This is a genomic window from Cohnella cellulosilytica, from assembly GCF_042431195.1.
GTDB lineage: Bacteria > Bacillota > Bacilli > Paenibacillales > Paenibacillaceae > Cohnella > Cohnella cellulosilytica.
Genome location: NZ_JBHMDN010000034.1, coordinates 348403 through 368932 on the forward strand (window position 1 = coordinate 348403; position 20530 = coordinate 368932).

23 protein-coding genes and 1 other annotated feature (1 of these 24 cut by a window edge) are annotated in these 20530 nt (G+C 56.6%); of the genes, 21 read left to right on the forward strand and 2 right to left on the reverse strand.

The window, feature by feature from the left end; translation table 11 throughout:
• Nucleotides 1-301 precede the first annotated feature (301 nt).
• From ACFFT4_RS24615 to ACFFT4_RS24630, 4 genes are all read left to right on the forward strand, one after another.
• Complete coding sequence (locus tag ACFFT4_RS24615; protein WP_378051586.1) at nt 302-721, forward strand: phage holin family protein; 420 nt, start codon at nt 302-304, stop codon at nt 719-721.
• A gap of 128 nt (nt 722-849) precedes the next feature.
• Complete coding sequence (locus ACFFT4_RS24620) at nt 850-1818, forward strand: class I SAM-dependent methyltransferase (RefSeq protein ID WP_378051587.1); 969 nt, start codon at nt 850-852, stop codon at nt 1816-1818.
• Between the two features lie 201 nt (nt 1819-2019).
• Nucleotides 2020-3444, forward strand: a complete 1425-nt coding sequence (locus ACFFT4_RS24625; protein WP_378051588.1) for an NAD-dependent malic enzyme — start codon at nt 2020-2022, stop codon at nt 3442-3444.
• 117 nt (nt 3445-3561) lie between these two features.
• Complete coding sequence (locus tag ACFFT4_RS24630) at nt 3562-3936, forward strand: cupredoxin domain-containing protein (RefSeq protein WP_378051589.1); 375 nt, start codon at nt 3562-3564, stop codon at nt 3934-3936.
• A 36-nt stretch (nt 3937-3972) separates the two neighbouring features.
• Here the strand turns inward: ACFFT4_RS24630 and ACFFT4_RS24635 are convergent, their stop codons facing one another.
• Nucleotides 3973-4230 (reverse strand): hypothetical protein, encoded by a 258-nt coding sequence (locus tag ACFFT4_RS24635; protein ID WP_378051591.1) that lies wholly within the window; start codon nt 4228-4230, stop codon nt 3973-3975.
• An 83-nt stretch (nt 4231-4313) separates the two neighbouring features.
• On the opposite strand from ACFFT4_RS24635, the gene ACFFT4_RS24640 reads away from it, so the two are divergent.
• The 11 genes from ACFFT4_RS24640 to ACFFT4_RS24690 all read left to right on the forward strand — a co-directional run bounded on the left by ACFFT4_RS24640 (nt 4314) and on the right by ACFFT4_RS24690 (nt 10833).
• Entirely contained in the window at nt 4314-4601 is a 288-nt protein-coding gene (locus ACFFT4_RS24640) for a Dabb family protein (RefSeq protein ID WP_378051592.1), read from the forward strand.
• A 4-nt stretch (nt 4602-4605) separates the two neighbouring features.
• Nucleotides 4606-4743 carry a hypothetical protein gene (locus ACFFT4_RS24645; protein ID WP_378051594.1) on the forward strand — a complete coding sequence of 46 codons (138 nt, stop codon included), beginning with the start codon at nt 4606-4608 and terminating at the stop codon, nt 4741-4743.
• Nucleotides 4744-4762: 19 nt separating this feature from the next.
• Nucleotides 4763-5185 (forward strand): DUF86 domain-containing protein, encoded by a 423-nt coding sequence (locus ACFFT4_RS24650; RefSeq protein ID WP_378051596.1) that lies wholly within the window; start codon nt 4763-4765, stop codon nt 5183-5185.
• Nucleotides 5186-6140: 955 nt separating this feature from the next.
• Entirely contained in the window at nt 6141-6632 is a 492-nt protein-coding gene (locus ACFFT4_RS24655) for a hypothetical protein (protein WP_378051597.1), read from the forward strand.
• A 6-nt stretch (nt 6633-6638) separates the two neighbouring features.
• Nucleotides 6639-6953, forward strand: coding sequence for a YtxH domain-containing protein (locus tag ACFFT4_RS24660; protein WP_378051598.1), 315 nt, complete (start codon nt 6639-6641; stop codon nt 6951-6953).
• 216 nt (nt 6954-7169) lie between these two features.
• Complete coding sequence (racE, locus tag ACFFT4_RS24665; RefSeq protein WP_378051600.1) at nt 7170-7982, forward strand: glutamate racemase; 813 nt, start codon at nt 7170-7172, stop codon at nt 7980-7982.
• A 112-nt stretch (nt 7983-8094) separates the two neighbouring features.
• Complete coding sequence (locus ACFFT4_RS24670; protein WP_378051601.1) at nt 8095-9003, forward strand: M14 family metallopeptidase; 909 nt, start codon at nt 8095-8097, stop codon at nt 9001-9003.
• 61 nt (nt 9004-9064) lie between these two features.
• Nucleotides 9065-9295 carry a hypothetical protein gene (locus tag ACFFT4_RS24675; protein WP_378051602.1) on the forward strand — a complete coding sequence of 77 codons (231 nt, stop codon included), beginning with the start codon at nt 9065-9067 and terminating at the stop codon, nt 9293-9295.
• Nucleotides 9296-9366: 71 nt separating this feature from the next.
• Nucleotides 9367-10086, forward strand: coding sequence for a cupin domain-containing protein (locus ACFFT4_RS24680; RefSeq protein WP_378051603.1), 720 nt, complete (start codon nt 9367-9369; stop codon nt 10084-10086).
• A gap of 203 nt (nt 10087-10289) precedes the next feature.
• Nucleotides 10290-10592 (forward strand): iron-sulfur cluster assembly accessory protein, encoded by a 303-nt coding sequence (locus ACFFT4_RS24685; protein WP_378051605.1) that lies wholly within the window; start codon nt 10290-10292, stop codon nt 10590-10592.
• On the forward strand, nt 10579-10833 hold the full coding sequence (locus ACFFT4_RS24690) for a YuzB family protein (protein ID WP_378051607.1): 255 nt from the start codon (nt 10579-10581) through the stop codon (nt 10831-10833). Before ACFFT4_RS24685 ends, ACFFT4_RS24690 begins: the two co-directional genes overlap by 14 nt.
• A 115-nt stretch (nt 10834-10948) precedes the next feature.
• Here ACFFT4_RS24690 and ACFFT4_RS24695 read toward each other — a convergent pair whose 3' ends face one another.
• A complete protein-coding gene (locus ACFFT4_RS24695; RefSeq protein WP_378051608.1) occupies nt 10949-12943 on the reverse strand; it encodes an LTA synthase family protein in 1995 nt (664 codons plus the stop codon).
• A gap of 178 nt (nt 12944-13121) precedes the next feature.
• Here ACFFT4_RS24695 and ACFFT4_RS24700 point away from each other — a divergent pair, with 178 nt between their 5' ends.
• From ACFFT4_RS24700 to ACFFT4_RS24725, 6 genes are all read left to right on the forward strand, one after another.
• Nucleotides 13122-13772: an O-methyltransferase gene (locus ACFFT4_RS24700; RefSeq protein ID WP_378051609.1), complete on the forward strand. Its 651-nt coding sequence runs from the start codon at nt 13122-13124 to the stop codon at nt 13770-13772.
• Between the two features lie 514 nt (nt 13773-14286).
• Complete coding sequence (locus tag ACFFT4_RS24705; protein WP_378051610.1) at nt 14287-15954, forward strand: peptide ABC transporter substrate-binding protein; 1668 nt, start codon at nt 14287-14289, stop codon at nt 15952-15954.
• Nucleotides 15955-16240: 286 nt separating this feature from the next.
• On the forward strand, nt 16241-17176 hold the full coding sequence (locus tag ACFFT4_RS24710; protein WP_378051611.1) for an ABC transporter permease: 936 nt from the start codon (nt 16241-16243) through the stop codon (nt 17174-17176).
• A 32-nt stretch (nt 17177-17208) separates the two neighbouring features.
• Nucleotides 17209-18117, forward strand: a complete 909-nt coding sequence (locus ACFFT4_RS24715; protein ID WP_378051641.1) for an ABC transporter permease — start codon at nt 17209-17211, stop codon at nt 18115-18117.
• 32 nt (nt 18118-18149) lie between these two features.
• Entirely contained in the window at nt 18150-19187 is a 1038-nt protein-coding gene (locus ACFFT4_RS24720) for an ABC transporter ATP-binding protein (RefSeq protein WP_378051612.1), read from the forward strand.
• Complete coding sequence (locus ACFFT4_RS24725; RefSeq protein ID WP_378051613.1) at nt 19184-20140, forward strand: ABC transporter ATP-binding protein; 957 nt, start codon at nt 19184-19186, stop codon at nt 20138-20140. The genes ACFFT4_RS24720 and ACFFT4_RS24725 overlap by 4 nt, the downstream gene beginning before the upstream one ends.
• A gap of 295 nt (nt 20141-20435) precedes the next feature.
• Nucleotides 20436-20530, forward strand: a binding site (T-box leader); it runs 139 nt beyond the window's last position.

A 20530-nucleotide genomic window follows, 5' to 3' on the forward strand; every position in this document is an offset into this window, starting at 1 on the left:
GGCTGGTCGATCAGGCATTGCGGCATGGCGACCGAGAGAAAGGGCTAAGCGCCTATCTCGTCCTCCGCTGCTATACGATCCTGAAATGGGAACTGGTAAACCCGTGATTAGGAAATTTCAGGAACGTATGAGGCAGTCTCCGGAAGAGACAGGCGCTTGCTACTCCTCTGTCCCACACTCTCGTTGCGCTTATCGAACAGCCGCTGCTCTTTATTTTCAAGCGTCAAACACCGTTCCCATCTTGTCCAACCCTTCATAAGATAGAACATCAACGGCACGCAAGCTGGAAGGGGGATGCAAGATGCAGCTGTACGCAGGGACGGCGTGCGCTCTACTCGGAGCGGCGATCACTTTTTCGTTCGGAATGTGGAACGAGTCGCTTACCTTTCTGCTCGTTCTGATGGCGATCGACTATATAACGGGGGTAGCCGCCGCGATCAAGGAAGGCAGCGGGCTTAACAGCAATATCGGCTTTTGGGGACTGCTCAAAAAAGGGCTTATTTTGCTTGTCATGATCATAACGCATCGTCTGGACATTTTGCTGGGCGCGGATGTGATCATGGGCAGCGCCGCGTTTTTTTATATTGCCAACGAGCTGCTGTCGATTATCGAAAACTACGGAAGATTGGGACTTCCTCTGCCGCCCCGCTTGAAAAATATCGTGACCGTGCTCAGGAACCGGGCCGGGGAGAAGGAGGACGAATTGGGCAAGAAGCCGTAAGCGGTCGGCATTGCCCGTAAAAATGGACATGCTTTGCATAGAAGACCACCGGGAAAGGCCGCGCCGCTGCGATTATAATGAAGAGGTGAAGCGATGGCTTCCGACTATACGACGGAGGAGGCATTATCATGTCCCGGGCCAGCAACGCGCAGATCAAAGCCCGCTTGGCGAGCGTGATCGAGCAGCTTGACGAACAGGGCAGAAATCACTACATGCTGCGGAATTTGGAGGATTATTTGTTCCACAGAGGGCATCTGGACCGGCTGCTGCGCATGCTCGACCTGCTGCTTCCGTACTGCGCGGAGGACAAGCGTATGGCGGATTTGGGCAGCAACATCGTCTTTCCCTATCTGATCAAGCTCTGCACTTCGGTGCGGGCTTGCGACGGGATCGCCAAAACGCTGGAGAGAAGCGAATATTTCGTTTTCCGCGAAGACGGCTCGACGACCGTTAACGCCTTGACGAATCCGTATGCCGACCTGAGTGGGGAGGACGGCATTCCCGTGGCGCTGATCCACTGCGATCTGTCGAAGGACAGGCTGCCTTATCGCGACGCTTCGCTTGACCTGATCACCTGCTATGAAACGCTGGAGCATCTGAGAAGCGATCCGATGAATCTGATGGCGGAGGCGAACCGGACGCTGCGATCCGATGGACTGTTCATGCTGACGACGCCCAACGCCAATTCCATCGCGAATCTTAAACGGACGATCCGCTACGAGTCTCCAAACTTTTATCCGCCTTTTATTCGAAATATGGAATTCATCGAGCACGTCAAGGAATATTCCGTCAACGAGATTCGCCTGCTGTTCGCCAGCGCCGGCTTCGAGATCGTCCGGCTGGAAACGTTCGATCACCCGAACACGGAGGCCTTTAATCATTACGAGGCGTATCAGATCGGCTACGCGAACGCCGGCGAGGCGGCGATTCGGCAATTGAGGGAGGACGACGCCGAGCTGGAACGGACGGTGACGAGGCTGCTGGAAGCGGAGGGCGCGGACCGTCTCAGAGGAGATTATATTCTTGTGTTCGCCCGGAAAGTCGCGGAGGTCCGGGATCGCTATTGTTTTCCGATCTACGAGCAATTCGAGCTGTAGCCGGCCCTGCAGGCCTGTACGAAGAGGGTTGAGACCGATAAAAAACGCATGTCTCTTCTTCCGCCGCAATACAATAGGCGGAAGAGACATGCGTTTTTGGTATTCCGTCCGCTTTCGCTGCGAAAGCGGGTTAACACGATAGAGGCCGGGTATACTTGGATAGAACCGGAAGAACAAGGCGCCACAAGGGAGGGCTTCGCTATGAGATTGGAGAACGGTACGAGCGTGATTCTGCGGGTCGAGATGGACAAGCAAGCGGTGACGTTCGGGGAGCTTGTCTCCTTAATCGGCCGGCAGGGCGGCGATATCGTCGCCATCGACGTTATTCAGCCCGGCAAAAAAACGGAAATCAGGGATCTGACGGTCAGCGTCGCCGAGCCGTCCGTCATCGGCGCGTTATCGGAGGCCGTCAGGACGCTGCGGGGAATCCGCCTGGTCAACGTCTCCGACCGGACGTTCCTGCTGCACCTCGGAGGGAAAATCCAGGTCCGCTCCAAGGTGCCGATCAAAAACCGCGACGATCTGTCCCGCGTCTATACGCCGGGCGTAGCCAACGTCTGCCTGGCGATTCGCGACGACGTGAATAAATCCCATTCGCTGACGATTCGCCGCAATACGGTCGCGGTCGTATCGGACGGAACCGCGGTGCTCGGCCTGGGCGACATCGGTCCCCATGCGGCGATGCCGGTAATGGAAGGAAAGGCGATGCTGTTCAAAGAGCTGGCGGGCGTGGACGCGTTCCCGATCTGCCTGGATACGAAGGATACGGAGGAGATCATCGCCATCGTGAAGGCGATGGCGCCGACATTTGGCGGCATCAACCTGGAGGACATCTCCTCGCCCAGATGCTTCGAGATCGAACGCCGGCTGAAGGCGGAGCTGGATATCCCGGTGTTCCACGACGACCAGCACGGTACGGCCGTTGTGCTGCTCGCCGGACTGATCAACGCGCTGAAAATTGTCGGCAAGGAGATCGCGGACATTAAAGTCGTCGTATGCGGCATCGGGGCCGCGGGCATCGCCTGCTCCCGCATGCTGCTGGCCGCCGGCGTGTCGCGCTTGATCGGCGTCGACAAATGCGGCGCCATTCGCCGTGACGAGCGGTACGACAATGAAGCCTGGAACGAGTTCGCCCAACTGACGAACCCCGATAACGAGCAGGGACGCTTGTCCGACGTGATCGCGGGGGCGGACGTATTTATCGGCTTGTCCAGGCCCAAACTGCTATATAATGAAGATGTGCGGAAAATGAACCGCGATCCGATCGTATTCGCCATGGCCAATCCCGATCCGGAAATTACCCCGGAGGAGGCCGGTACGGACGTGAGAGTGTTCGCGACCGGAAGGTCCGATTATCCGAACCAGCTGAACAATGTGCTCGCTTTCCCCGGAATTTTCCGCGGCGCACTGGACGCCCGGGCCGCAACGATCAGCGAGTCGATGAAGCTTGCCGCCGCGCATGCGATCGCTTCGATTGTCGCGCCGGAGGAGTTGAACGAGGAATATATCATTCCCGGCGTATTCAACGACAAAGTCGTCCCCGCCGTTCGGCGCGCCGTCGTACAGGAAGCGATCAACGAAGGAATTGCCCGCAAAGTGCCGAGCGATTTTCGCAATCTCGACTGATTGTTCATGAATTTGTCAAAAGTTTTGAAGGAAGTTTCCAGACAAATGCTTGAGTTCAAACGAGAGTTTTAGGTAGAATATGAGGTAGACATTTTGTAGGAAGCAGGGGAGCAGACAATGCACAAATGGATCATGTCCGCATTGGTGACGATCGCGTGCGCGATGGGAGTCTACTTGCTGGCGACCGCGATGCCGGAGAGACCGAAAGAGGAAACTTTGGCGGAAGGCCAGGAGTTGCTCAGAATCAAAGCGACAAACTTCGAATTCGACCAGGCGGAGTACAAAGTTAAAGCCGGTACCAGCTACAAGGTGAAGTTCTCCAATACGCTTGGCAGTCACGGCGTCGAGTTCGTCGGATTGGGCATTGAGCTGAACAAGGACAATCCGGAAACCGAAGTTACGTTCGACCAGCCGGGCACTTACGAGCTGCACTGTTCCATTATGTGCGGTCAGGGGCACGCCACGATGATTTCCAAGCTGATCGTCGAATAGAAGAAGAAGGAGCCGTCAGGCTCCTTTTTTCCAGCCTCAGGCCCGGCTTCTCGCGCGCGAACGGGTCAGGGAGACGCCCAGATCGATCAAATAACCGATTAAGGCCCAGCTGAGCACCGTAAGCGCGTACATCAGCCATACGCTGACGCTGTGCAGATCGGCGAACAGTTCGACGAACCACATCGGAACGCTGAACATCATCAGGAACAGATTGTGGGGATCGTAACCGGTCGAGTTGAAAAGGCAAAGCGCAAGACCGATGAGCGTACATATTCCGGTAAAAGGATAGCGCATATCGCGTGCATGCCCCTTTCGCTGTTTACCGTCTAGTATGCGCGATGGGCGATACCCTCATGATAAGAAAGGAATGGGAAACAATGATAACTCATATCGTCTTTTTTAAGCTGAAGGATCGGAGTCCCGAGAGCGTCGAGCGTACGGCTCAAGTGCTGCGGGACATGGAGGGCAAAATCGACGTGCTCCGTCACCTGGAAGTGGGCAAGGACGTGCTTCATTCCGAGCGTTCCTACGATATCGCTCTGGTGACGAAGTTCGATTCGCTCGAAGGGCTTGACGCGTACCAGGTGCACCCCGTGCACCAAAAAGTCATCGAGCATATGACCGCGGTTCGGGAAGCCTCGGTCGCGGTCGATTATGAGAGCTGATTCGATGCTTACGCTGGCGGAAAACGACCTGTCCGACATGAGAGACGTGTTCGAGATGGGCACGTACGTCGTTGTTATTATCGTCAGCGCGTTGATCATGATCCTGTGGCTGAAGCGCAGAGGGCGCAGCAAGAAGAAATGACGGGGGGGAGATTTGCCCGATGTACGACGTTAACGTAACCTACATTCGCCGCCGTCTCGCCTGTCTTCCCGAGCTTGCCCAGGCGTTGTCGGCGGCGACGGTGTCGTGGACCGGCGGGTTGACCGAGGGGCTCGCGCAGGAGCGCGCGCTTCATCTGGCGGCGGAGATCGCGACGGATGTCGGCCACGCCCTGATCGACGGCTTCATTATGAGGGACGCCAGCAGCTACGAGGATATTATCGATATTATCGCCGAAGAAGGCGTAATCTCCCAGGAGTCGGCGGAGCCTCTGCGCAGTCTCGTTCTGCTCCGCAAGACGCTTGTGCAGGAATACGACCGCTGGCCTCGTCATGAGCTTCATCCGCTTACTCCGGCTCTCCCGAGAGTGCTCATGGGCTTCTCCGACCAGGTGGAAGCTTATTTGGAGAAAGAATTGATTTAAGCAGCGTTAAAAGCTGGGATTGCCCCGCAAGGTTTCCAAGCGATTGGAAACCTTGCTTTCTACGGCTGCAGCTCCGTTTTACGTACACGAGCGCGCGCTCTATGAAGCTATGAAAAAGACCGGCGTTAGTCGAAAAAATCGATTAACGTGACTCGAATCAGGCTCAAATAGCGGGCGTTAGTCGAAAAAATCAAATAACGCGACTCGAATCAGGCTCAAACAGTGGGCGTTAGTCGAAAAAATCGAATAACGCGACTCGAATCAGGCTCAAACAGTGGGCGTTAGTCGAAAAAATCGAATAACGTGACTCGAATTAGGCTCAAACAGCGGGCGTTAGTCGAAAAAATCGATTAACGTGACTCGAATCAGGCTCAAACAGCGGGCGTTAGTCGAAAAAATCGATTAACGTGACTCGAATTAGGCTCAAACAGTGGGCGTTAGTCGAAAAAATCGAATAACGTGACTCGAATTAGGCTCAAACAGCGGGCGTTAGTCGAAAAAATCGATTAACGCGACTCGAATCAGGCTCAAACAGCGGGCGTTAGTCGAAAAAATCGAATAACGTGACTCGAATCAGACTCAAACAGTGGGCGTTAGTCGAAAAAATCGTACAACGGGAACTAAATCAAGGTCGCATGCTTATTGCATCGCTTTCGCCGACTGTAAGAATGTCTTCAAGGATTTCCGGAAATGCAACATCTTCCATAAGCCCGCCACACGGCTCTATTCCACCTGCATCTCCCGTAACATCCGCCATAAGCCCACCACGCGACTCTACTCCACCTACCCCCGTAAGCCGACGATATTCAGAAGATAGCCTTATCCGCAAAATCGCTCTGTGAATTTGCGCGAATATTTATGCTTGTCCGCTGTGTCAAGACAGGCTGCCGTTACTTATATTGTATTAACCGCATGGGCATTCGCCCGGGTGAGGCGGCGGACGGAGGGGAAGCCGATGGCATGGCAGGTGGCGGGTTACGGGGTCGCGGCGGCGGCGCTGGCCGTTGCGGCGGCGATCGTGTTCGCGATGGCGTCGTTGTCCAGATCGGTACGAAGGCTGGAACGTACGGCGGACGCCGTGGGCAAGGAGGCGGAAGCGTCCTTGCGCCGCTGCGGCAGCTTGGCGGAGGAAGCTAGGGAGACGCTTGCCGTGACCAGGGAAGGCCTGGAAGGCTTCGCTTCGCTCGCGGAGGGGGCGCGGGCGTTAGGCGAGGCCGTTCATACCGCCGCGAAGACGACGGTACGCTTGACCGAGCTGTACCGCGATTGCCTGGCCGCTCCTTTCCGGCAGACGGCCGGGGAGGAGCAAGCCGGCGAAGCGGCGGAGCCGGTCGAGTGGGTTCGTTTGCTGCGGTCCGTTTGGAAGAGCCGCCGCGACCGGAGCCGCTCTTCGTCCGCCGAATGTCGCAGCCCGGAGACGGGTGCGGATCAATCAGAGGGAGAGTGAGAAAAGATGGCAGAGAAGAAAGCCGCGAAGTCGTTTTTGTGGGGGGCTCTGGCCGGCGCCGTGACGGGCGCGGTCGCCGCTCTGCTGCTGGCTCCGAAATCGGGACGCGAGCTGCGCGGAGACCTGGCGGAAACGGCGCAGAAGGTCGGAGAGAAGACGGCCGATATCGGCCGCCAAGCCGGTTCGGCCGTGCAGTCGTTAGCGAAGCGCACGTCCGGTCTGATTACGGATATTCGTTCCCGCCGAGGCCAGGAGACCGCGGAAGCGGAGACGGACGCGCTGCCTTCCGAGCAGGAAGAGGATAACGCGGCCGCACTGTAACGAAGCGCCAGTCGTCATCGATCGAAGCGCCGGGATCGGCCGTTCTCGGATTTTTCGGACGCCGAGGAACGCCAAGGATGCTCTACGAATCGCTCGCCAGAAGCCGCCCGCTCCCGCAGGGCGGTTTTTCGCCGTGCGCGCGGAGGGAACCATTTGTTCTTCGTCCTCATAATGTAATCTGAACGGCCTCACCACAAAGAAGAAAGCGGTGTTTCTGTGCAGCAAGCGATCGCTGTTCTCGACTCCGGAGTGGGGGGGCTGACCGTCGTCAAGGAAGTGATGCGTCAGCTGCCCCGTGAGCGAATTTTGTATTTCGGCGACACCGCGAGAGCCCCCTACGGACCTAGAGCGGCGGAAGAGATCGCTGCTTTTACGCGCGAAATCGTCGACTATCTGATCCAGTACAAACCGAAGATGATCGTGATCGCCTGCAACACGGCTACCGCGGCGGCGCTGGAGGAAATCCGCGACCGGGTCCCGATACCGGTCATCGGCGTCATCAATCCCGGCGCGCGGGCGGCGGTCGGACGCACGAGATCGGGCATCGTCGGCGTGATCGGCACGGAAGGAACGGTGAGGAGCGGGGCGTACGAGGCGGCGTTAAAGCGGCTGTCTTCCCGCGTCGAAGTCGTCAGCCGCGCCTGCCCTTCGTTCGTGCCGCTGGTCGAGGACGGGAATTTCCGTTCGGCGCGCGCGTCCGAGATCGTCGCGCATGCGCTGTCCCCGCTTCGCGGCTCGAAGATGGATTGCTTGATTCTCGGTTGTACGCATTATCCGTTTTTGACCGATTGCATTTCTCGGGTAATGGGACCCGAGGTTCATCTGATCAATTCGGCGGAGGAAACCGCGAGGGAAATTCAGGATGTGCTGAGGAAAAGCAACGATCTTGCCGGCGAGGAGGAGACTCCGCTTCACCGGTTTTTCTGCAGCGGAGATCCCCGGAAATTCAGGAGGATCGCTGAGGACTGGCTTGACGAGCAAATTCGCTTAGCCCCCGTCGTATGGCAGTTTCCGCGCATCGGTCGGTGAACCGGCATGGCGGCGAGCCGTCGGGGCGGCAGTGGAGCCGCCTGTAAAATGAGCATAAGCCGAGCATGGCGCGCATACATGATTACCATCTCCGACAAAGGGAGGAATCGCGATGGCGGACAGCTCGGCGAATTCGGATTACGGACCGGAAAGGCTGGAGGCGGAGGTGCGGGCTCTAACCCGCGAATACCCGTTTGTCGTTGCGGGATCGATCGGCAGCAGTTCGCTGGGCCGGCCGATCCCGTATTTCAGGCTGGGAAACGGGGATTACCGGTGGCATTTTAACGGCGCGTGCCATGCGAACGAGTGGATCACGTCGGTGCTGCTGATGAGGTTTGCCCGAGACTACGCGAACAGTTATGCGCGGGGCGGAGCTTTCTGGGGCAAATCGGCGAAGGACCTGTTCGCGCGATGTACGCTCTGGATCGTTCCGATGCTCAATCCGGACGGCGTGGAGCTCGTCCAGCGGGGCTTGACGGCGGATCATCCTTATTATTGGGACCTGCTGCGCTGGAACCGGGGCTCCGGGCAGTTTCGCCGGTGGAAGGCGAACGCCAGGGGCGTCGACCTGAACGACCAGTTTCCGGCGCACTGGGAGGAGGAACGGGTTCGCCGCGCCGCGGAAGGCCCTGCTCCCCGCGACTACTCCGGGGAGAGGCCGCTGAGCGAGCCGGAAGCGGCCGCCCTGGCGGAGTTCACGGAACGCCGCGACTTTCATGCCGTGCTGGCGCTCCATACGCAGGGCGAGGAGATTTATTGGAATTACCGCGGGGGGGAGCCGCCGGAGTCGCGGGAATGGGCCGCGCGGATGGCGAGAGCGGCGGGTTACCGGGCCGTGTATTTGGAGGGCAGCGACGCGGGGTACAAGGATTGGTTTATCGATCGGTTCGGCCGTCCAGGCTTTACGGTCGAGGCCGGGTGGGGGCATAATCCGCTGCCGCCGGAAGCGGCCGACGAGCTGTACGACGATATCGCCAGGCTGCTGGCGGAGGCGCTGGATTGCGCTCCCGCGCTTGATTGAAGGAAGGATAGGCAGGGTACACTGAGAGAAAGCTTCCGCTTGCAGGAAAGGAGCGTCTCTCATGGCCCGCAAATCCGGATTGGCGGTATGGACTCGCGTTCCCTCGCGAGTATGGCGAATTTTACGATCGGATCGGGTGTCGCCGAAGGATAAGCTGATTTTCGTCGTTCCGGTGCTTCTCTATTGGATATTGCCCGATTTTATGCCGCTGATGCCGATCGACGACGCGGCGTTCACCGCGGTCGCCGCCGTGTGGTACGCGCGTGCGATGGAACGCAAATACGGCTTATGAACCCCTCTATGGGCGCTTGCATATACTCTTTATAGATTTTTCAAGCTGCCATAGAGAGGCGTGAACGTTTTTTGGCTATTTCCTATATGGATTATGCGTCGCCGGATGCCCAGTTTACCTTTGATCTCAGGAACGACGTGTTTTTTAAGAAAGACGACCGCAATTACATCAACCGTCTGTCGATCAAGGATTTGAACACGCTGGGCAACTACTCCTTGCTGGACATTTTTTTAAGCACGGGCAATGTCGTCGAACCGCACATTCATCAGAATGCGTCGCAGCTCGTCTATTGCATTTCCGGGTCCGCCGTCGTTTCGCTTATCAACCCCTTTTCGCTTAAGCTGATGAATTTTGCGATCAAGCCCGGTCAGGTCGCGAACGTTCCGCAGGGCTGGTGGCATTACGAGATCGCCACTGTCGACAATACGCATCTGCTGGCGATTTTCGACGCTCCGATTCCGGAGGCGATTTTCGGCTCGGATATTTTGCGTCTGACCCCCGCCAGCGTATGGGCGCATACGTACTGTCTGGACGAGGCGCAGGTGAAGGCGACCTTCGCGCCGCTGCAAGCGACGACCTATATCGGTCCCTCCGCGAACTGCAAGAAGGATCAGCAGGTCAAAGTCCATTCCGCCAGAGCCGCAGCTTCGCCGATTCGGCAGGTTCAGCCGCAGCAGGCCGATCAAGCGGGCCGGCCTTTCCAAGGGTATGGCTATCCGCCGTATCCGGTCCAGGCTCCCGCCCGCAATCCCGGCCAAGCCTACGGACCGCAAGGCTTCGGGCCCCGCTAAGACGCGCTCGGCCGGGAGACCGGCGACCGAGGCCGTCTCGTTAGCAAGGGGCGACGGCGCGGAGCTTGCTCCATGCTTATGACAGCCCGACTTCCGCCGATAATCGTTCGGTGCCGGCTCTGTTTGCTGATGAGCCGGCTTCTTGTTTTCCGACAGCAAACTCATTACAATAGAACGGAGAACCTGACGGGAGTGAACGACGGATGAACTGTAAAATTACCCGCAATGCGGCGAAGGTGCTGCGTCAAGAGCTGGACAAGCCCGAGAACGCCGAAATGAAGCTTAAAGTGTTCGTTACGCATAGTCACGGAGACCATGCGCACTACGGCATGGATATGGCCAAGCCGACCGACGGCGACGAAGTCGTATCGACGGATAAGGGCATCGACGTCATCCTGACCAAGGGAGAGGAGTTTCTCGACGGCGTCAAGATCGATTATCTTTATTTTCCGGAGGAAGGATTCGTCATTACGAATCCGGGCAAGGGGAACCATGGAGACCACTGACCAAGAGCGAGCCGCGTCCCGGAACGATATCCGGATCTGCGACAAGTGCAAGCATATCCGGGCCAAGACGATGCTGCCCAAGCTGCAGAAGATGGCTCCCGGCACCGAAATCAAGGTGGCGTGCAAATCTTACTGCGGTCCTTGCGCCCGCTACGCCTTCGTCTTCATCAACGGCCGTTACGTGACGGCGCCCACGGAGGACGAAGTGATCGACAAGGCAAGCCGGTACGTCAAACGCTGACGGGACATGCAAAGGCCATTCCGCCGACCATCGGGAGATGATCGCGGAATGGCCTTTGCTTATCTGAATCGACTCTGCAAAGAGGCAGCCTCCTATGCTCGGCGGGACGAGTTCGTTAGAAGCCGCCGTCCTCTTGCCGGAAGACGGGCAGCAGATCGTTCTCGATCGTCGTGTCCGATACGCTTAAATCCCGTTTCGCGGATTCCGCGCCTTCGGCGCAGGCGGCGGTATCGATTTCGGCCGCTTCCTCGCCTTCGAGGGAATAACACTTGCCGTTCTCGATCAAGCCGTCGGCGCTCGGGATGAAGTACACCTTCCCGTCGGTAAAGCCGCCGTTGCGGAACACAACCGATTTGGGCGCTTCGGACAGCATGCTGATTCCCATCAAATAGCGGTCTTGCGTCGGAATTCCGAGCAAGTGCATCAGCGTAGGCAGCGTGTCGATCTGCCCGACGGCTTTCTCCACGACGCCGACCTGTTCGTCGCCGGGAAGATGGATGAGGAACGGCACCTGCCGGACGATCCGGTCTTTATCCAGCTCGGAGACGGGCCGGCCGAAAAACTTCTCGTACAGACTCCAATCGTATACGGAGTTGTCGTGGTCGCCGTAGAACAGAAGCACGGTATCGTCCCACAAGCCCTCGTCCTGCAGATCGCGAACAAGCTTGCCGACGGCCGAATCGACGTAGCGGGCCGCCTGGATATAATCGCCCATAATCGTTCCGGACAGCTCGCCCGTGTTCATCTCCTGGTTGACGTAGGGCAGTTTAAACGGATGATGGCTGGAGAGCGTAATGGTCATGGCATAAAACGGCGACCGATTGCGTTCCTTGAGCTGCTCGACCGTCTGGCGGAAGAACGATTCGTCGCCGAGCGACCAGCCGATCGGCTCGTCGATCTGATAGTCTTTAAGGGTATAGAACTGATCGTACGCCATGTTATGATACATGTTGTTGCGATTCCAGAAGCTTCCGTCGTAAGCATGATGCACCGTCGTGTCGTAGCCCAGGTTTTGCAGAATGCCCGCGGCGCAGTCGAACTCGTTGCCCGCGAAACGGACGAATACGGAGCCTGTCGGCATCGGATGCATCGAACAGCTCGTCAGGAAGTCCGCGTCCGAAGTCCGCCCTTGCGCCGTCTGATGGTAGAAGTTCGGAAAATAAAGGCTTTGTTCAATCAGGCGATTCAAGTTCGGCGTAATTTCCTCGCCGCCGATCGATTGGCCGAGGACGAACGTCTGGAACGCCTCCGCCTGCACGATCAGCACGTTTTTGCCCGCGTATTGGCCGAACATCGGCTCGGACTCCATTTGCTTTTGCAGCTGCTGTCTGTCCTCGAACCAGGACTTGGCTTCCTGGATTTGCTCCTCCGACAGCTTGGCACCGAACCAATGCTCCTTGGCGTAACGGTAGGTATCGTAGCCGTGAAAGCCGAGAAGTCCCGTTACGTTATAGATCGGCACGTTCCACCAGTTGCCGACGAACAAACCGCTCGCCCAGCCGTTCTTCTGCTCCTCGACCGGATAATAGACGAGCGCCCAGCCGACGACGAAGACGAGGGAGGCGGGAAGCAGCTTGCGCCAGAGGAACCCGATTCGGGACCGATAGGCAATCCGCTCGGATGCCGCCGCCCGCTTCCGCTTGGCCGAATGCTTCCACAGCATCCATCCGGCCAGGGCGAAGGCGATCGGAAGATCGGCGAAGTAGATCCAGTCTCCCGGCTGCGTCAGGCTCCAGATACTCTCCTGCAGCTCCCCGACTTGGCCGGCCTGCAGCAGAACCGGCACCGAGATGAAGTCCTTGAAATAACGAAAATAAATCAGATCGGCGAAGATCAAGAAGGACAGGACCGCGTCCAGAACGGCCAAGCCGACCGCCCTTGCCCGCACGCCCAGGAAAACCGTCCAGAAGGACACGAGGAGGACCGCCCCGAAGTTTACCGCCCATTTCCAGTAATTCATTCCGCCGACGTTGAACTGGTGGTCCAGTTCGTTTAATTTGTACCCCATCGCGGCGACGAGCAGCAAGATCCCCCAAACAGGCCATGATTTGAACGCGTTCCAACTTCGGCTGATTCGACCGGCACCGGCCGATCGCAGCTTTGACAGCATATCGCACTTCCTTTCCAACGGCGTCATTCGCCGTTGTCTTCCTAATTTTCATTTGTAAAGTAGAAGTAAAAAATAGTATAGCTCCCCTGGAGGAGATTTACAAACTTTGTGATAAAATGATCATAAAAAAACGTTCGGTCGAATCGGGACCGCAGACGTCTATATGGAGGAATGGACAATGGGAGAATGGACGCCGAATACGTATTTCGACAGTCTATACGAAAGCGATCGAGATCTCGAACGGGTTGCCGAGCGCTTGCAAGCGGAAGGAATGCGCGACATTTCGGTGGCGGCCGGTTACGGAAGGCTGCTCACCTTTTTGGTTGCGGCGACGGGAGCCCGGCGGGTGCTGGAAATCGGGGCCCTGGGCGGATACAGCGGAATTTGTCTCGCCCGCGCGCTGCCGGAAGACGGCAGGCTGGTCTCTCTTGAACTGAAGCGCGAGTACGCGGAGCTGGCCAGGGAGAATCTGACGGCGGCCGGTCTCGGAGACAAGGCCGAGTATCGGGTCGGAGAGGCTGCCGCAAGTCTGGAGGAGCTGAAGCGGGAGGGCGCGCGGTTTGATTTCTTCTTTATTGACGCGGACAAGGAGAACTACCCGCATTACCTGGAAGCATGCATCGCGCTGGCGAATCGCGGAGCCGTCATTGCGGCCGACAATACGCTGCTCGGAGGGAAAACGATCGACGAGACGAGGCAGGGACCCTCGGCTCGCGCAATGAGACATTTTAACCAGACGATTGCGCGGGACGAGCGCCTGCAGGGCGTTCATTTGTCGGCTTTTGACGGATTGGCTCTGGCTCGCGTCCTCTCCGGAATGCCCGATTAAGCCGGAACGAAGAGCTCTTGAACGGTCCGCACGGACCGTGAAAGGGCTCTTTTTTACAGATGCATAACATTTATTGAGCAAAATCCGAAATTTAGTTAGTATTTTGCTAATCAACCCCCTATTCACCCTCCTTTTATGCAATAATTTCCCTTTTTTATGGACATTCGTTCACTTTTAATTATTCCTTTTTTACATCGTTATCAGAATCAATGAATGTTTATACGAATATATAAATGTTTAACCAGTATTGTAAGCGTTTCCTGTCATATATATGTAATTATATATGACATAAAACTGACAATTCCATAAACTCTCATTGCTAGAACATGACAAACATAGTAAGATGTCATTTGTTCCAGAACATTCAAGAGTAATTGAAATGAACTTTCGTTTATGGCGGAAGGAGGACTGGGAATTTCGAAGCAAATTTCGACGAAGTTTGCGGAGAGCGAAGCATGCATAGAATGGCGCCGCTTCAGAGAAAATATTCTAATTAAAACGGGGAGGTAAAATCATGAATTACAAGAAAATTTTTTCGACTGCGATGGCGGTCGCGCTTGCCGGCTCGCTGCTGGCAGCTTGCAGCAACAATAACAAAAACAACGGCTCGGCTTCGCCGTCCGCCGGCGAGACGGAAAGCCAGGCAACCCAACAGGAGTTCCGTTTCACGCTGGCCAGCGAGCCGCCCAGCCTGGATCCCGCGCTTATGACCGACGCTCAATCGTCGATCGTGGCTTCCGGCTTGTACGACGGACTTACCCGTCTGAACCCGGAAGGCGTGCCGGAGCCGGCGATCGCCAAGGAGTGGACGGTGTCCGACGACGGCAAAACGTACACGTTTAAGCTGCGCGACGACGCAAAGTGGAGCAACGGCGATCCCGTTACGGCCAACGACTTCGAATACTCCTGGAAGCGGGCTTTGAATCCGGCCACGGCTTCCGAATATGCCTACATGCTCTTCTATATCGAGAACGGCGAGAAATACAACTCCGAAGAAGCGACCGAGGACGAAGTCGGCGTCAAAGCGCTGGACGCGACGACGCTGGAAGTCAAGCTCGCATCCGCTACGCCTTATTTCAACAGCTTGATCGCCCATTACACATATTGGCCGGTTCATCAGGCTTCCGTGGACGGCAAGCCGGAATGGGCGGCCGACGCCAAGACGATCGTGTCCAACGGACCGTTCCTGCTTAAGGAATGGGCCCACGGCGACAAGCTCGTTTTGACGAAAAACCCGGACTATTACAATGCGTCCAAAGTCAATTTCACCACGGTCACCATCTCCTTGGTTGAGGACGACTCCACGGTATACAACCTGTTCGAGACGAACAAGATCGACTGGATCGGCGCGCAAGCGGGCTCCGTGCCAAGCGACCGCGTGCCTCAGCTCGTAGAGGACGGCAAGGCGGAGATCAAGGAAATCGCCTCCACTTACTATTATCTGTTCAACACGCAGCAAAAGCCGTTTGACAATGTTAAAATTCGCAAAGCGTTCGCGATGTCGATCGATCGTCAAGCGATCATCGACAACGTGACGAAGGCGAACCAGACTCCGGCTTTCGCTCTGATTCCGCCCAGCATTGGCGGTCTGGAAGGCAAAAACTTCCGTGAAATGTATCCGGATAACGGCTACTTCACCGAAAACCTGGAGGAAGCGAAGAAGTTGCTCGCGGAAGGGCTGGCGGAAGACGGACTGGACAAGTTCCCGGAAACGACGCTGCTGTACAACACGAACGAAGGACACAAAGCGATCGCGGAAGCGGTCGTCGACATGTGGCGCAAAAACCTCGGCGTTGAAGTGAAGCTGTCCAACCAGGAGTGGGGCACGTTCCTCGAGACGAGAGACGCCGGCCAGTTCGGCATCGCCCGCTCCGGATGGGGCGCCGACTTCAACCATGCGATCAACTTCTCTTACGACCTGATTCACCCGAAATCTCTGAACAACGACGGCAAATACGACAACGCGTCGGTCGGTAAAGCGTTGGACGACGCCATTGCCGCGCCGGACGAGAAAACACGTCTGGATCTGATCGCGCAAGCGGAAAAAACCGCGATCGCCGACGACATGGCCGTTCTGCCGATCTATTACTACACGACGGTCACGATGAAAAAAGACGGCTTCGAGGACGTCGTCTCCAATTATGCAGGTCACCTGGATTGGGCATTCGGCAAAAAGAGCTAAACGCATAACCGTAAAAATCCACGACCCGAAGGGGCTGTCCCTTAAGTAGAGTCGCTTGAGACGATCGATAACAAAGAAGGGGTATATACCTCCTGGAGAATGCCTCATACGCTCCTGAAATCACCCATTGACGGGTTAACCATTCCCATTTCAGGAGCGTATAGCATCGGAAGGAGGTATATGCACCTTATCACTTGTTCATCGATTATTTTTCATAGCAGCTTGCTTGGTCTTTGGACATCCCTTTTGGTTGCATAATCAAGGCAGAACGGGCGGGTGAAGAAGCTTGATTCGTTATATCTCGAAAAAATTCGTTTTTATGCTGGTGTCGTTGTTTTGCCTGGTCTCGGCGACGTTCGTTCTGATGAACGCCGTGCCGGGCAGTCCGCTGCAGACGGAAAAAGCGACAAGCGAAACGATTCAGAAAAACCTGGAAGCGTATTACGGCCTGGACAAGCCGCTTATCGTCCAGTACGGCATCTACTTGAAAAATCTCGTTCAGGGCGACCTGGGCATCTCGATGAAAAAGAAGTTTCAAGCGGTGGACAAAATCATTGCCGATTCCTTCTCGTATTCGTTGAAGCTCGGCCTCGTATCCGTAATCACCTCCGTGGTGGCGGGCTGCGCGCTGGGCATTATCGCGGCGATGTATCACCGCAAATTTCTCGACAATCTCGCGATGATTATAGCCGTCATCGGCTTATCCGTCCCGAGTCTGGTGCTGGCGCCGCTCCTGCAATACGTCTTAGCCGTGAAAATTCCGGCGTTCGAAGTGGCCGGATTAAACGGGCCGCTCGATTACGTGCTGCCGACAATCGCGTTGTCGTCCACTTCGATCGCCTTTATCGCCCGGTTGATCCGCTCAACCATGATAGAAGTATTAAACGCCGATTTTATCAAGACCGCGAAGGCCAAAGGCTTGGCCGGCCATCTGATCGTGTGGCGTCACGCGCTGCGCAATTCGATGCTGCCCGTCGTGACGTTCCTCGGTTTCCTGATGGCCAACGTCATTACCGGATCGGTCGTCATCGAAAAAATATTCGCGATTCCCGGACTCGGCAAGTTTTTCGTGCAAAGCGTCTCCGACCGGGATTATCCGCTCATTATGGGCATTACGATCTTCTATGCCGTTATTCTGATGGTCAGCCGTTTGCTGGCGGACATCGCCTACGTATTGGTCGATCCGCGCATTAGAATGTCAGGCGGAAAGGTGGCGAAATAACCTTGCTGCAGAAAGATTCCAAGACGGGCGCGATGCGCCCGGAGATGTTTCAGCCGCTCCGCCGGGATTCCGGGGAAGCCGAGAGGATCGAGCGCAAACGGTTGACCGCCTGGCAGGACATTCGCATGCGGCTGTACGGCAACAAGCTGGCGATGACCGGCTTCTGGATCATGGTCGTTGTCGTGCTGTTCGCGGTATTCGCGCCGCTGCTCTATCCGCACAACCATTACACGAACTTTTTGGATAAAACGAATTTGCCGCCGAGCGCGGACCACTGGTTCGGCACCGACGAGCTTGGACGCGATCTGTTCGCCAGAACGTGGAAAGGCGCGCAGGTCTCTCTCTTCGTCGGCTTCGCGGCCGCTTTGATCGATTTGTTTATCGGCATCATCTATGGGGGCATTATGGGCTATTACGGCGGCAAAGTGGATGAAGCGATGAACCGCTTCGCGGAAATTTTGTATGCCATTCCCTACCTGCTCGTCGTCATTCTGCTGCTTGTCGTCATGGAGCCGAGCTTGACTACGATTATTGTGGCCATGTCGATTACCGGCTGGATCAACATGGCGTGGATCGTGCGCGGTCAAATCATGCAGCTGAAAAACCAGGAATATGCGCTGGCCTCGAAAGCGCTGGGCGCAGGCGCGATGCGCATCATTTTCCGCCATTTGATCCCGAACGCGATGGGCCCGATTCTCGTCACGATGACGCTGACCGTGCCGAGCGCGATTTTCACTGAAGCGTTCCTGAGCTTTCTCGGTCTCGGCGTCCAGTCGCCGGTCGCTTCATGGGGAACGATGATCAACGACGGGGTCAAATCGATGACGATCTATCCGTGGAGACTGTTTTTCCCGGCATTTTTCCTTAGTTTGACGATGTTTGCCTTTAATGTGTTCGGAGACGGAATGCGCGACGCGTTCGATCCGAAGCTGAAAAAATAGACGCAGCATAGGGAAAGGAGGTCTCGGCCTTCATGAAATCTACCCCCAACGCCGGCAGAACGCTGCTGGACGTCAAAAATCTCAGCGTATCGTTCGACGTATACGGCGGAGAAGTGCAAGCCGTCCGGGACGTCAGCCTTCGGATCAAGGAAGGAGAGGCGGTCGCCATCGTAGGCGAATCCGGCTCCGGCAAGAGCGTAACCGCGCAGACGATCATGCGCTTGATTCAGACGCCTCCGGGCAGAATCAAGCAAGGTCAAGTGCTGCTGGACGGCCAGGATCTGCTTACGCTCTCCGAGAAGGACATGCAGAAGGTGCGGGGCAACAAGATCGGAATGATCTTCCAGGACCCGATGACCTCGCTTAATCCGACGATGACGGTCGGCAAGCAGATTATGGAGGGCCTGCTCCAGCATCAGAAGCTGAGCGGAGAAGAAGCGAAAAAACGGGTGATCGAGCTGCTGAGAACGGTCGGAATTCCGAACCCGGAAACGCGGCTGAAGCAGTATCCGCACCAATTTTCCGGAGGGATGCGCCAGCGGGTCGTCATTGCGATCGCGCTCGCGTGCAATCCGTCGCTGCTGATCGCCGACGAGCCGACGACCGCTCTCGACGTGACGATTCAGGCGCAAATTCTGAGCTTGATGAAGGATTTGCAGCAGAAAATGAAAACCTCGATCATACTGATCACGCACGATCTGGGCATCGTCGCCGACATCTGCGATCGCGTTATCGTGATGTATGCGGGACAGGTCGTGGAGACGGGGACGAAGCGGGAAATTTTCAACAACCCGCAGCATCCGTATACGAAAGGGCTGCTGAAGTCCTTGCCTCGCCTGGACCAGGCGAAGGACGAGCCGCTTATTCCGATCTTCGGCACGCCGCCGGATCTGATCAAGCCGCCGGAGGGCTGCGGGTTTTGCAGCCGCTGCGATGAGGCGATGCGAATTTGCGAAACCGTCGTTCCGGAGTTTACGGAAATCAGCGGAACGCAGGCGGTTCGCTGCTGGCTGCAGCATCCTTATGCGAAGCGGGCGGGTTCGGCCGGCGGCAAGGAGGCGAGCGTATGAGCAAAGCATTTATCGAAATCGCGGGCTTGCGCAAATATTTCGATCTGGGCAATCATCGTATTTTAAGGGCCGTCGACGATGTCAGCTTTTCTATCCAGAAGGGCGAAACGTTGGGGCTGGTCGGGGAATCCGGCTGCGGCAAATCGACGGCGGGCCGCACGATTATTCGACTCTACGAGCCGACGGCCGGCAGCGTCTTCATCGACGGCACGGATATTGCGAAGCTGTCGAAATCCAAGTTCAAAGCTTACCGCAGCAAAATGCAAATGGTGTTCCAGGACCCTTACGCATCCTTGAATCCGAGGATGACGATTCTGGACATTATCGGCGAAGCCCTCGACCTGCACGGACTCGCCGGCAGCAGAGCCGAGCGGAAACGCCGGGTCGAGGAACTGCTCGAGAGGGTCGGCCTGAACGCCGAGCACGCTTCGCGTTATCCGCACGAATTTTCCGGCGGCCAGCGGCAGCGGATCGGCATCACGCGCGCGCTGGCGGTGAATCCGCAGTTTATGATCTGCGACGAACCGATCTCCGCGCTCGACGTATCGATCCAGGCGCAAATTATCAACCTGCTGATTGAGCTGCAGAAGAAGATGGGGCTGACCTATCTGTTTATTGCGCACGACTTGTCGATGGTCAAATATATGAGCGACCGCGTTGCCGTTATGTACTTGGGCAAAATTGTCGAGCTGGCGCGCAGCGAGGATCTGTACGCCCATCCGCAGCATCCGTATACGCGTGCGCTGCTGTCGGCGATTCCGGTTCCGGACCCGGACGTGGAAGAGAGCAAGGAGCGCATCGTGCTCAAAGGCGACTTGCCGAGCCCGGTCAGCCCGCCGAGCGGCTGTCCGTTCCGCACCCGCTGTCCGCTGGCGACGGAGAAATGCGCGGCGGAGGTCCCTGCATTCCGGGAAACCCGTCCGAACCATTATGCGGCCTGCCATTATGCGTGAAACAGCTGCTGCTTCCTAAGTAAGTAGAGGCGTAACAAAAGACGATCGATGGAATGTGGCAAGTCGCATCTATCTGCCTCCGCTGCTATACGATCCTGAAATGGGAACGATAAACCCGTGGTAAGGTGATTTCAGGAACGTATGAGGCAGTCTCCGGGAGCTAGATGCTTCTTCTTGTCCATCGATCCTCTCTTATACGCTTATACGTAGGAAGCTGCCCCTGTTTTTTTATCGCAAGGCAGGTGCTTGACAAAGGCTTCCCCTTTATTATAAAGTGGTGCAAACAAACCAATAAGCGAAAGCGATGAAGGGAAACAGTAGCGTTCGCGTTGCGCGTTGCAGAAAGCCGGCGGTCGATGCAAGCCGGTACGCGTGCGGATGGCGAATTAC

Coding starts and splice junctions, on each gene's coding strand:
- ACFFT4_RS24615 (WP_378051586.1), top strand. CDS start 302: ATGCAGCTGTACGCAGGGACGGCGTGCGCTCTACTCGGAGCGGCGATC.
- ACFFT4_RS24620 (WP_378051587.1), top strand. CDS start 850: ATGTCCCGGGCCAGCAACGCGCAGATCAAAGCCCGCTTGGCGAGCGTG.
- ACFFT4_RS24625 (WP_378051588.1), top strand. CDS start 2,020: ATGAGATTGGAGAACGGTACGAGCGTGATTCTGCGGGTCGAGATGGAC.
- ACFFT4_RS24630 (WP_378051589.1), top strand. CDS start 3,562: ATGCACAAATGGATCATGTCCGCATTGGTGACGATCGCGTGCGCGATG.
- ACFFT4_RS24635 (WP_378051591.1), bottom strand. CDS start 4,230: ATGCGCTATCCTTTTACCGGAATATGTACGCTCATCGGTCTTGCGCTT.
- ACFFT4_RS24640 (WP_378051592.1), top strand. CDS start 4,314: ATGATAACTCATATCGTCTTTTTTAAGCTGAAGGATCGGAGTCCCGAG.
- ACFFT4_RS24645 (WP_378051594.1), top strand. CDS start 4,606: ATGCTTACGCTGGCGGAAAACGACCTGTCCGACATGAGAGACGTGTTC.
- ACFFT4_RS24650 (WP_378051596.1), top strand. CDS start 4,763: ATGTACGACGTTAACGTAACCTACATTCGCCGCCGTCTCGCCTGTCTT.
- ACFFT4_RS24655 (WP_378051597.1), top strand. CDS start 6,141: ATGGCATGGCAGGTGGCGGGTTACGGGGTCGCGGCGGCGGCGCTGGCC.
- ACFFT4_RS24660 (WP_378051598.1), top strand. CDS start 6,639: ATGGCAGAGAAGAAAGCCGCGAAGTCGTTTTTGTGGGGGGCTCTGGCC.
- ACFFT4_RS24670 (WP_378051601.1), top strand. CDS start 8,095: ATGGCGGACAGCTCGGCGAATTCGGATTACGGACCGGAAAGGCTGGAG.
- ACFFT4_RS24675 (WP_378051602.1), top strand. CDS start 9,065: ATGGCCCGCAAATCCGGATTGGCGGTATGGACTCGCGTTCCCTCGCGA.
- ACFFT4_RS24685 (WP_378051605.1), top strand. CDS start 10,290: ATGAACTGTAAAATTACCCGCAATGCGGCGAAGGTGCTGCGTCAAGAG.
- ACFFT4_RS24690 (WP_378051607.1), top strand. CDS start 10,579: ATGGAGACCACTGACCAAGAGCGAGCCGCGTCCCGGAACGATATCCGG.
- ACFFT4_RS24695 (WP_378051608.1), bottom strand. CDS start 12,943: ATGCTGTCAAAGCTGCGATCGGCCGGTGCCGGTCGAATCAGCCGAAGT.
- ACFFT4_RS24700 (WP_378051609.1), top strand. CDS start 13,122: ATGGGAGAATGGACGCCGAATACGTATTTCGACAGTCTATACGAAAGC.
- ACFFT4_RS24705 (WP_378051610.1), top strand. CDS start 14,287: ATGAATTACAAGAAAATTTTTTCGACTGCGATGGCGGTCGCGCTTGCC.
- ACFFT4_RS24715 (WP_378051641.1), top strand. CDS start 17,209: ATGCGCCCGGAGATGTTTCAGCCGCTCCGCCGGGATTCCGGGGAAGCC.
- ACFFT4_RS24720 (WP_378051612.1), top strand. CDS start 18,150: ATGAAATCTACCCCCAACGCCGGCAGAACGCTGCTGGACGTCAAAAAT.
- ACFFT4_RS24725 (WP_378051613.1), top strand. CDS start 19,184: ATGAGCAAAGCATTTATCGAAATCGCGGGCTTGCGCAAATATTTCGAT.